Consider the following 9813-nt stretch of genomic DNA (forward strand, 5'->3'; position numbering starts at 1 on the left):
TGTTCCGGGCCAGCCGATGGCCTTTGCCGAGTGAGCTCGTCCATCCGGGGAACCTCTAAGGGTTCCAGTGGGCCGTGACCGGGGCCGAGGTCAAGCGGCGGCATGTCCGTCTGCCGTCGCCGGAGGTCGGGCCTCGCCCCGTGCCCCGCCCCAAGCGATGACGCATGGGGCTTCCGCCGTCATGCATCCTCCTCGATGGCGGCCTGGGCGATCTGCCGGGCGCCGCCGTTGACATGGGCTGCGATGGTGTGGCCCACGGCCACCGCCCCGATGCAGAGCAGCAGGGAGGCCACGATGTTGATCGACGCACGAAGCACGGCGCCGCTCCTCAGCAGGTCCAGCGTCTGGAGGCTGAAGGAGGAGAAGGTGGTGAAGCCGCCGCAGAGTCCGATCATCACGAAGAGGCGTATGTTCTCCGACACCGGGAAGCGGCCATGGGCCAGGGTCAGCGTGCCGAAGAAGCCGATGACGAAGGAGCCGGCGACGTTGATGAGGATGGTGCCCCAGGGCAGGTCGCGGCTGATCGGCAGCGCCAGCACGGAAACGGCATAGCGCGCCAGGGTGCCGAGGGCGCCGCCGATCATGACCAGGAGGCAGGTGGTGAATGACATGCTCGCTCCTTGCTTGCGGGGCGAGCGAAGGAACCCGCCCAGTGGCAGGCGTGGTCCGGACGCACCCCTACCGCATTCCGTGGTTGCGGTAGGAGTCATCAGCCCATCCGGGCGGTTTCGGGGGAACCCCATCCCCATCGGGAACAGGGATAGGCCCGTGGAATGCTGAAGGCAACGGGCCGGGGAGGCCGGGGCGGGTAGGCCGGGGTGAGCAAGCTGGGGCGGGGAAAGGCTCAGGGAAGGCCGGGGTGGACCGCTCCGGAGGCTTGCAGCGTCCCTTCCGGTGATGCCTCCGGCCCGTCCTCTGGCGACGGGAGCGGCGCCTGCCGGGGGCGGAGCATGACGACGCTGCGGATGTGGTAGCGCATCTCCGCCGCGGCGATGTCCGCTTCCCGGCGCCGCATGGCATCGAGGATGCGGCAGTGCTCGGCGACCACGCGCCCGGCCCAGTGGGGGCGGCTGCCCTCCATGGCGCGCACCAGCGTCGCCTTGTCGTGCAGCATCTCCATCTGCCGCAGCAGCGCGGCATTGCCCGCGCCCTGGCCGATGCGGAGGTGGAAGGCGCCGTCGAGGGCGTGGAAGGCATCGAGGTCGCCTTGCGCGAAGGCTGTCTCCTGCTCGGCGATCAGCCTTTCCAGCACCGTGGTGCAGCCCGGCTCGCGCGCCACGGCGAGGCCGACCGCCATGCATTCCAGGGCCTCGCGCAACTCACAGAAGTCGCGGATCTCGGCTTCCGTCATGCGGATGACGCGGTAGAACCGGCCGAAGCGCTCCACCAGCCCGTCATGCAGAAGGCCCTGCAACGCTTCCCGCACGGGCGTGCGGCTGACGCCGAAGCGCTGGCCCAGCGCCACCTCCTGCAACTGCGTGCCGGGGGCGAGGCGCAGCGAGACGATCTCCGCCTTCATGGCGGTGTAGAGGTCGAGGCCGCGCGCCGTGTCGGTGCCGGCCGGGAGGGTGGCCATTTCATCCACGCCCGCGTCTCCTTGGTTGCGCCGGGATTGGGTATGCCGAAATTCTCGGCTCTGTCGATCAACGCAAGGGCATTTATGAAATTATGGAAGATTTATACAAAAGTGATTGCTCTTGCGGTGCCCGGTCGACGTAGATGTATACTGAACAACGAAATTTTTCACCAGGATGCCCGCTAGGAACAAGCATCGTGACTAAGGCTCCACCCGGCGTCTCCGGCACACTTCCTGTGCCACCGGGTCGCGGTGATGCACTTCGGCAGGCTGCTGGAGATCGGCCCGACCGAGCAGGTCTTCACCCAGCCCCGCCACGACTACACACGCGCGCTGATCGGCACCCTGCACGGCGTGCCGGAACGCGGCGCCGCCTGAGGAGATCCGCCATGCCCGCCCGCAAGATGATCAGCATGGGCCTGTCGATGCGCTATCTCGGCTATCACGCCGCAGCCTGGCGCCATCCGCAGGTCGATCCGGGCGGGGCCTCGGACTTCTCCCACTTCCTGAACGTCGCGCGGCTCGCCGAGGCGGCGAAGTTCGACATGGTCTTCCTGGCCGACGGCATCGGCATCCGCGCGAAGGACGAGCCGCCGGGCTCGCTCTGCCGCTCCGCCCAGACGGCGGAGCTGGAGCCGCTGACCCTGCTCTCCGCCCTGGCGCCGATGACCACGCATATCGGCCTCGTCGCCACCGCCTCCACCACCTACAACGAACCGTACCACATCGCCCGGAAATACGCCTCGCTGGACAGGATCAGCGGCGGCCGCGCGGGCTGGAACATCGTTACCTCCTGGTCGGATGCGGAGGCGCAGAACTTCAACCGCGACCAGCACCTGGACTACGGCACGCGCTACGAACGCGCCGCCGAATTCGTCGAGGTGGTGAAGGGGCTCTGGGATTCCTGGGATGCCGACGCGCTGGTCCGCGACAAGGAAAGCGGCATCTTCTTCGACGCGGCGAAGCTGCATGTGCTGAACCACCAGGGCAAGCACTTCAAGGTGAAGGGGCCGCTCAGCGTGGCACGCAGCCCGCAGGCGCGTCCCGTCCTGGTCCAGGCCGGGGCCTCCGAGGCAGGCATGGAGATCGGGGCGGAGAGCGCCGAGGTCATCTATGCCGTGCCGCACGAGATCGACACCGGCCGCAGCTACTACCGCGACCTCAAGGAGCGCGCCGCGCGCAAGGGGCGGGACCCGGAGGGGATGAAGATCCTTCCCGGCATCACCCCCTTCATCGGCGAGACGGAGGCCGAGGCGCGCGAGAAGTACGACCTGCTGAACGCGCTGGTCGCGCCGGAGCTGGGGCTTTCCTATCTCTACGGCCAGATGGGCGACCTTTCCGCCCATTCGCTGGACGGGCCGGTGCCGGAGCCGAACGACCCCAAGGTCCGCAGCATCGCGCAGAACCTGCTGAAGCTGGCGCGCCGCGACAACCTCACCATCCGGCAGCTCTACACCACCATCGCGGCGGGCTTCGGCTCGCGCATCCTGATCGGCACCGCGAAGCAGATCGCCGACGAGATGGAGGCCTGGGTGGAGGCCGAGGCGGCGGACGGCTTCAACATCTGCCCCGCTGCCCTGCCCGTGGGGCTGGAGGATTTCGCGGCGCAGGTGGTGCCGGAACTGCAGCGGCGCGGGATGTTCCGCACGGAATACGCCTCCCGCACCCTGCGCGGGAACCTGGGTGTGCCGGTGCCGGCGAGCCGCTACGGCGGGGCGGTCGTTCCCGCGCGCTGACGCGGGCGCCTGGGCGCTACGCCCGGCGTTGCTCTGGCCCCCAGGTGCGGGGCGCTCGGCAACGGCGGCGCCTTCAGATGAAGCCGTGCTGCTGTGCATAGGCGTGCGCCACGCTGACCGCGATCCCCGCCAGCTTGGGCACCAGGACGGCATCGGGTGCCGGGCGGTAGCTTGCGGTGAAGCGGGCCAGCGGCAGGCGCAGCGGTGTCTCGATCAGGCGCAGCTCGCCGCGCGCGATCTCGTTCTGCGCGACCACGGGGGGGATGGCGGCGATGCCGATGCCGTCCACCGCCATGCGGATCATGGTGGCGAGCGAGGCGCTGGCATGGATGCGGGGCGCGCCCAGGCCCAGCGCCTGGAAGGCCTGGCGCAGGTCGCGGTGGTTGACGGTGTTCTTGGGGAAGGTGATGAGCGGGTGCCGGCGCAGCGCCTCCGGCGGCACCGGCTCCTCCTCGAAGCGCGTGCGGCGGCCGGCCAGGAAGCGGATCGGGTAGGAGATCAGCTCCAGGTCCATGAGCTCCGGCTCCGAGAGCGGGCCGGTCACGAAGGCGAGGTCCATCTCCTGCCGCAGCAGCGCCTGCTTGAGGTCCGGGGTGATGGCGACCTCGATCTCGAAGGTGACGGTCGGGTGGCGCGTGTTCACCTGCTCGATGAAGTCCGACAGCCAGGTCTGCACGATGGTTTCGGCGACGCCGAGGCGCACCACGCCGCCGAGCTGCTCCCCGGCGGCGATGGTCTGCACCATCTCCGTGTGCAGCCGCAGCAGGCGCTCGGCATAGCCCAGCAGGTGGCGCCCCTTGGGCGTCAGGTGGATCGAGCGTCCGGAGCGCTCGAAGAGCCTGTGGCCGAGTTCCGTCTCCAGCCCCGCCACGCGCTGGGAAACGGCGGGCTGCGTGGTGTAGAGCCGCTCCGCCGCCCGGCCGAAGCTTTCCAGCGTCGCGACCCAGTAGAAGATCTCCAGGCTTCGCAGGTCGATCATGGTCCTCGCTGGCGGCCACCTCCGGCTGGAGGGGACTATGCGGGATGCGCCGGCGCCTTGCCCATCCGGCGCGCCGGGCGGGCGATGCGGAATATGGGGTCCCGGCGCCGGAAGCGGCCTTCCGGTGCGCCAGGACCTTGCGATGACGCCGCGCAACTGCCCGGTATTTCGGCATTCTTCCATAAGCCTGGCTGATGGCATCCGGTTGTGAAAGCCAATTGGACAGAATGGATGCGTCTCGCCGATCCTTCCGTCCTGAGCTTTGGACCCGTCCGGTGGCCGCCAGCGCCCCCGCGAGCCTTCCCGGCGGCCAAGCCGTCCATGCCTCGGACGAACTCTGCCGGTGCCGGCGGAGCCGCATCCGTTCCATCGCCAGAGAGGGTCCATGCTCACTCGCCGTGCCGCGCTCCGTGCCTCCGCCCTGGGGGCCGCCCTGGGGTCCGCCAGCCTCCCGCTCGTGAACATCCGCCGCGCCCACGCCGCCGAGGAGGTGGTGATCGGGGCCGTCTATCCGCTGACCGGCAACAGCGCCCAGATCGGGCAGGACGCCAAGGCGGTGATGGAGGTGGGCACCGAGATCATCAACGGCCAGCACGACCGCGTGCCCATGCTGCTGGGCGAGGGCGGCGGCCTGCCGAAGCTGGGCGGCGCGAAGCTCCGCCTGGTCTTCGCCGACCACCAGAACGACCCGCAGAAGGCCCGCGCCGAGGCCGAGCGCCTGATCACGCAGGAGAAGGTGGCGCTGATCATCGGCAGCTTCTCCTCCGCCACGGCGGCGACCATCTCCCAGGTCACCGAGCGCTACCAGATCCCCTATGTCTCCGCCGACAACTCCTCGCCCAGCCTGACGCAGCGCGGGCTGCAATGGTTCTTCCGGCCCTCGCCGAACGACGTGACCTTCACCGAGGCCATGTTCGACTTCTTCAAGGAGACGGGGGAGAAGACCGGCCGCAAGGTCGGCTCCATCTCGCTCTTCTACGAGGACAGCATCTTCGGCACGGACAGCGCCACCATCCAGCGGAAGATGGCGGAGCAGGCGGGCATCAAGGTCCTGGCCGACATCAAGTACCGCGCCAACTCGCCGAGCCTCGCCGCCGAGGCGCAGCGGCTCAAGGCGGCGGACGCGGATGTGCTGATGCCCTCCTCCTATACCAGCGACGCCATCCTGATCCTGCGCGCCATGAACGAGATCGGCTACAAGCCCAAGGCGATCATGGCCCAGGCGGCGGGCTTCCAGGAGCAGGCCTTCCTCGCCGGCGTCGGCGCCATGGCCGAGGGCGTGCTCAGCCGCTCCTCCTTCGCCATCGACGCGGGCAGCAGCCGGCCGGCGATCGAGAAGATCAACGCGCTCTACAAGGCCAGGCAGAACAAGGACCTGAACGACAACACCGCGCGCGAGTTCACCGCGCTCCAGGTGGCGGCGGACGCGATCAACCGCGCCGGCTCGACCAGGGCGGCCGACCTTCAGAAGGCCTTCCAGGCGACCGACATCGCCGGCGACCAGACCATCATGCCCTGGAAGGGCGTGAAGTTCGACAAGGCAGGCAACAACCTGCTCGGCACGCCGGTGATCCAGCAGGTGACCAAGGGCTCCTACCGGACCGTCTGGCCGTCCGACGTGGCCTCGGTGCCGCTGGTCTGGAACGTCGGCCAGTAAGCGCCGAAGGGGATGACCGTTGAACTGATCGCGCAGGCCGTGGTGAGCGGCCTGCTGATGGGCATGATCTATGCCCTCGTGGCGGCCGGGCTGTCGCTGATCTTCGGGCTGATGGACGTGGTGAACTTCGCCCATGGGGAGCTGCTGATGCTCGCCATGTTCGCGACGCTGATCCTCTACCAGTACAGCGGCCTCGACCCGATCCTGCTGCTGCCGCTGGTGGCGCTGCTGCTGTTCGGCTTCGGCATGGCGATCTACCGCCTGCTGATCGGGCGGGCTCTGTCCGTCACCTTCAACCGCGGCATGTCGCAGATCTTCGTGACCTTCGGCCTGGCGATCTTCCTGCGCGGCGCGGCGCAGTACCTGTTCGGCAGCGAGTTCCAGAGCCTCACCGGCACCTGGGTCAGCGACCGCACGGTGAACCTCGCCGGCATCTACCTGCCGCTGCCGCAGCTCGTGGCCTCGGTGGTCTGCCTGCTGGCCTTCGCCGCGCTGCTCGCCGTCTCGCGCACCGAGTTCGGCCGGGCGCTGGAGGCGACGCGCGAGGACCGCGACGCGGTGGCGCTGATCGGCATCGACCGCGACCGCATCTTCGCCATCGGCTGGGGCATGGGCGCCGCGGCGGTGGGCGTGGCGGGCGCGATGCTGGCCACCTTCTACTACGTCTCGCCCAATGTGGGCGTGAACTTCGCCACCATCGCCTATGTCACCGTGGCGCTGGGCGGCTTCGGCAGCCTGCTGGGCGCGCTGGTGGCCGGGCTGCTGGTGGGCCTCGCGGAATCCCTCACCGCCCTGGTGCTGGAACCCTCGGTCAAGCAGATCGGGATGTTCGCCCTCTATATGTTCGTGCTGGCCTTCCGCCCGCGCGGCCTGTTCGGGAAGCTGTGATGTCCACCACCCTGCAACAGGCCGCCGCCGCGCCGCCGCGCGCCAACGCCATCACCCGCCGCCGGCGGCGCGAGCTCCTGGTCGGCGCGGTGATCCTGCTCCTGCTCGCGGCGCTGCCCTTCGGCGTCACCGACGTCTATGCGCAGAACCTGATCATCCTGACCCTGCTCTATGCCGGGCTCAGCCAGGCCTGGAACATCCTGGGCGGCTATTGCGGCCAGATCTCGCTGGGCCATGCGCTGTATTTCGGCGTGGGCGGCTATGTCTCCACCATGCTCTTCGTCCATGCGGGCGTGCCGCCGGTGCTCGGCATGGCGGCGGCGGGCATCGTGGCCGGGCTCTGCGCCCTGCTGGTCGGCTGGCCCTGCTTCCGCCTGTCCGGCCACTACTACGCCATCGCGACCGTGGTGGTGGGGGAGATCGGCTACCTGCTCTTCCTGAACTGGGAATGGGTCGGTGGCGCGATGGGCATCTATGTGCCGCTGGGGCCGGATTCCTGGCTGAACCTGCAGTTCCGCATCTCCAAGCTGCCCTGGCACTTCATCACCCTGGGCTTCGCCGCCCTGACCTGGGTTGTGGCCTGGGCGATCGAGGGCTCGCGCTGGGGTTATTCCTGGCGCGCGGTGAAGGACGACGTGACGGCGGCGCGCAGCCTCGCCGTGCGGGTCTTCCCCTCCAAGATGGCGGCGGCCGCGATCAGCGGCTTCCTCACCGGCGTCGGCGGCGCGATCTACGCGCAGTATGTCGGCTATATCGACCCGGACAGCATCCTCGCGGGCTCCTTCTCCATCCTGATCGCCCTGCCCGCGGTGCTGGGCGGCGTCGGCACGCTCTGGGGGCCGCTGATCGGCGCGGCGGTGCTGATCCCGGTGTCGGAACTCTCGCGCTCCTACCTGGGTGGCTCCGGCAGTGGCGTGGACCTGATGATCTACGGGCTGCTGATCATGATCGTGGCGCTGGCCCGGCCGCAGGGGCTGGTCAGCCTGCTCGGCGTCAGGAGCCAGGCGGGAGGTGGCGATGGCCGCGCTTCTTGAGGTCCGCAACGTCAGCAAGCGCTTCGGCGGCGTGCAGGCGAACAGCGACATCACCTTCGACGTCCATCGCGGCGAGATCCTGGGCCTGATCGGGCCGAACGGCGCGGGCAAGACCTCGCTGTTCAACTCGATCTCCGGCGAGGTCACGCCCGATACCGGCGAGATCCGCATGGAGGGGCAGCGCATCTCCGGCCTCGGGCCGGTGGAATGCACGCGGCGCGGCATCGCCCGCACCTTCCAGGTGGTGCGCTCCTTCGACTCCATGACCGTGCTGGAGAATGTGATGGTGGGCGCCTTCACCCGCCACCGCACCGCGCGGGAGGCGATGGCCGCGGCCGAGCAGGTGCTGGACTTCGCCGGGCTGCTCGGGCGCATGGATAGGCCGGCCATCTCGCTGACGCCGCCCGAGAAGCGGCGGCTGGAGGTGGCGCGCGCCCTGGCGACGAAGCCGCGCATCCTGCTGCTGGACGAGATGCTGACCGGGCTGACACCCTCCGAGGCACAGTCCGGCGTGCAGCTCATCCGCGCGGTGCGCGACCAGGGCGTCACCATCATCATGGTCGAGCATGTGATGGAGGTTCTGCTGCCGCTGATCGACCGCGCCGTGGTGCTGAATCTCGGCAAGGTCCTGCTCACCGGCTCGCCGCAGGAGGTGGTGCGCGACCCGGAGATGATCCGCGCCTATCTGGGGGACCGCTATGCTGCGGCTTGAGGGCGTTTCCGCCAGCTACCGGGGCCTCATGGCCCTGCAGGGCGTCGATCTGGAGGTCGGCCAGGGCGAGGTGGTGGCGGTGGTCGGTGCCAATGGCGCGGGCAAGAGCACGCTGCTGAAGGCCATCGCCGGCCAGGTCGCGACCGAGGGGCGGATCGCCTTCCAGGGCGAGAGCCTGCGCCGCATGCCCTCGCACCGGATCGCGCGCCTCGGCGTCAACCTTGTGCCCGAGGGGCGACGGCTCTTTCCGCGCCTTTCGGTGGAGGACAACCTCCGCCTCGGCGCCTATGCGCGCAAGGGCGACCCGGACCGCTTCAGGCCGCTGGAACTGGTCTTCGAGCTCTTTCCCCGGCTGAAGGAACGCCTGCCGCAGCTCGCCGGCACGCTCTCGGGCGGGGAGCAGCAGATGCTGGCCATCGGCCGCGCCCTGCTGACCCAGCCGAAGCTGCTGATGCTCGACGAGCCCAGCCAGGGCATCATGCCGAAGCTGGTGGATGACATCCTGGCGGCGGTCACGCGCATCCGCGCCCTCGGCGTCACGGTGCTGCTGGTGGAGCAGCGGCTGGCCGAGGCGCTGGCCATCGCCGACCGCGCCTATGTGCTGCAGACCGGCCGGGTCGTGATGTCCGGCCCGGCCGCGGAGATCGCCGGCAACGCCGATGTGCGGCGTGCCTATCTCGGCATGTGATCAGGATTCCTCCCTTGTCTTCCCAGCGCCATATCCGGATCGGCATCGATATCGGAGGCACCTTCACCGACCTGCAGATCCTCGACGAGCGGACCGGCGGGCTGCACAGCCTCAAGACCCCGACCACGCCGGAGGACCCCTCCATCGGGCTGATGACGGGCATCGAGGCGGCGGCGGAGCGCTACGGCTTCGCCCTCGCCGACATCCGCCTGCTGCTGCACGGCACCACCATCGCCACCAACGCGGTGCTGGAGCGGCGCCTCGCGCGCGGCGTGCTGCTGACCACGGCGGGTTTCGAGGACGTGCTGGAGATCGGCCGCCACACCCGCCGCGACATCTACGGGCTGAAGCAGAAGGTGGAGCCCCCGCTGGTGCCGCGCGACCGGCGCCTCGGCGTGGCGGAGCGGCTGCGCGGCGACGGCGGGGTGGAGACGGCGCTGGACGGGGCCTCGGTCTCGGCGGTGCTGGAGCGGCTGCGCGCGCTGCGGCCCGAGGCGGTGGCGATCTGCCTGCTCAACGCCCATGTCAACGCGGCGCATGAGG

General features: G+C 69.4%; 11 protein-coding genes and 1 riboswitch. Of the genes, 8 read left to right on the forward strand and 3 right to left on the reverse strand.

The features are described 5' to 3' along the window. Positions 1-179 precede the first annotated feature (179 nt). A complete protein-coding gene (gene crcB, locus ROTAS13_RS02725; RefSeq protein ID WP_019461814.1) occupies positions 180-611 on the reverse strand; it encodes a fluoride efflux transporter CrcB in 432 nt (143 codons plus the stop codon). An 82-nt stretch (positions 612-693) separates the two neighbouring features. After that, a riboswitch (Fluoride riboswitch) is annotated at positions 694-756 on the reverse strand. 88 nt (positions 757-844) lie between these two features. Then, positions 845-1576 carry a GntR family transcriptional regulator gene (locus ROTAS13_RS02730; RefSeq protein ID WP_075821487.1) on the reverse strand — a complete coding sequence of 244 codons (732 nt, stop codon included), beginning with the start codon at positions 1574-1576 and terminating at the stop codon, positions 845-847. A 255-nt stretch (positions 1577-1831) separates the two neighbouring features. Here ROTAS13_RS02730 and ROTAS13_RS28400 point away from each other — a divergent pair, with 255 nt between their 5' ends. Next, a complete protein-coding gene (locus ROTAS13_RS28400; RefSeq protein WP_255414121.1) occupies positions 1832-1954 on the forward strand; it encodes a hypothetical protein in 123 nt (40 codons plus the stop codon). Between the two features lie 11 nt (positions 1955-1965). Next, positions 1966-3312 (forward strand): LLM class flavin-dependent oxidoreductase, encoded by a 1347-nt coding sequence (locus tag ROTAS13_RS02740; RefSeq protein ID WP_019461807.1) that lies wholly within the window; start codon positions 1966-1968, stop codon positions 3310-3312. A 73-nt stretch (positions 3313-3385) separates the two neighbouring features. Here ROTAS13_RS02740 and ROTAS13_RS02745 read toward each other — a convergent pair whose 3' ends face one another. Then, complete coding sequence (locus ROTAS13_RS02745) at positions 3386-4291, reverse strand: LysR family transcriptional regulator (RefSeq protein WP_019461806.1); 906 nt, start codon at positions 4289-4291, stop codon at positions 3386-3388. Between the two features lie 385 nt (positions 4292-4676). On the opposite strand from ROTAS13_RS02745, the gene ROTAS13_RS02750 reads away from it, so the two are divergent. The 6 genes from ROTAS13_RS02750 to ROTAS13_RS02775 all read left to right on the forward strand — a co-directional run. After that, positions 4677-5948, forward strand: coding sequence for an ABC transporter substrate-binding protein (locus ROTAS13_RS02750; protein ID WP_075821488.1), 1272 nt, complete (start codon positions 4677-4679; stop codon positions 5946-5948). A gap of 12 nt (positions 5949-5960) precedes the next feature. Beyond that, positions 5961-6836: a branched-chain amino acid ABC transporter permease gene (locus ROTAS13_RS02755; RefSeq protein ID WP_019461804.1), complete on the forward strand. Its 876-nt coding sequence runs from the start codon at positions 5961-5963 to the stop codon at positions 6834-6836. Further along, positions 6836-7870: a branched-chain amino acid ABC transporter permease gene (locus tag ROTAS13_RS02760; RefSeq protein ID WP_075821489.1), complete on the forward strand. Its 1035-nt coding sequence runs from the start codon at positions 6836-6838 to the stop codon at positions 7868-7870. The genes ROTAS13_RS02755 and ROTAS13_RS02760 overlap by 1 nt, the downstream gene beginning before the upstream one ends. After that, positions 7854-8582: an ABC transporter ATP-binding protein gene (locus ROTAS13_RS02765; RefSeq protein ID WP_026033315.1), complete on the forward strand. Its 729-nt coding sequence runs from the start codon at positions 7854-7856 to the stop codon at positions 8580-8582. The genes ROTAS13_RS02760 and ROTAS13_RS02765 overlap by 17 nt, the downstream gene beginning before the upstream one ends. Continuing rightward, entirely contained in the window at positions 8569-9270 is a 702-nt protein-coding gene (locus ROTAS13_RS02770; protein ID WP_075821490.1) for an ABC transporter ATP-binding protein, read from the forward strand. The genes ROTAS13_RS02765 and ROTAS13_RS02770 overlap by 14 nt, the downstream gene beginning before the upstream one ends. A 14-nt stretch (positions 9271-9284) precedes the next feature. Further along, positions 9285-9813 (forward strand): hydantoinase/oxoprolinase N-terminal domain-containing protein (locus tag ROTAS13_RS02775; protein ID WP_305793712.1); only part of this gene is annotated, 529 nt, incomplete at its 3' end.

This window comes from Roseomonas sp. TAS13, assembly GCF_001950415.1.
GTDB lineage: Bacteria > Pseudomonadota > Alphaproteobacteria > Acetobacterales > Acetobacteraceae > Roseomonas > Roseomonas mucosa.

Excerpts from the sequence above, each read along its gene's own strand:
- crcB (WP_019461814.1), bottom strand. The coding sequence starts at position 611 with ATGTCATTCACCACCTGCCTCCTGGTCATGATCGGCGGCGCCCTCGGC.
- ROTAS13_RS02730 (WP_075821487.1), bottom strand. The coding sequence starts at position 1,576 with ATGGCCACCCTCCCGGCCGGCACCGACACGGCGCGCGGCCTCGACCTC.
- ROTAS13_RS28400 (WP_255414121.1), top strand. The coding sequence starts at position 1,832 with ATGCACTTCGGCAGGCTGCTGGAGATCGGCCCGACCGAGCAGGTCTTC.
- ROTAS13_RS02740 (WP_019461807.1), top strand. The coding sequence starts at position 1,966 with ATGCCCGCCCGCAAGATGATCAGCATGGGCCTGTCGATGCGCTATCTC.
- ROTAS13_RS02745 (WP_019461806.1), bottom strand. The coding sequence starts at position 4,291 with ATGATCGACCTGCGAAGCCTGGAGATCTTCTACTGGGTCGCGACGCTG.
- ROTAS13_RS02750 (WP_075821488.1), top strand. The coding sequence starts at position 4,677 with ATGCTCACTCGCCGTGCCGCGCTCCGTGCCTCCGCCCTGGGGGCCGCC.
- ROTAS13_RS02755 (WP_019461804.1), top strand. The coding sequence starts at position 5,961 with ATGACCGTTGAACTGATCGCGCAGGCCGTGGTGAGCGGCCTGCTGATG.
- ROTAS13_RS02760 (WP_075821489.1), top strand. The coding sequence starts at position 6,836 with ATGTCCACCACCCTGCAACAGGCCGCCGCCGCGCCGCCGCGCGCCAAC.
- ROTAS13_RS02765 (WP_026033315.1), top strand. The coding sequence starts at position 7,854 with ATGGCCGCGCTTCTTGAGGTCCGCAACGTCAGCAAGCGCTTCGGCGGC.
- ROTAS13_RS02770 (WP_075821490.1), top strand. The coding sequence starts at position 8,569 with ATGCTGCGGCTTGAGGGCGTTTCCGCCAGCTACCGGGGCCTCATGGCC.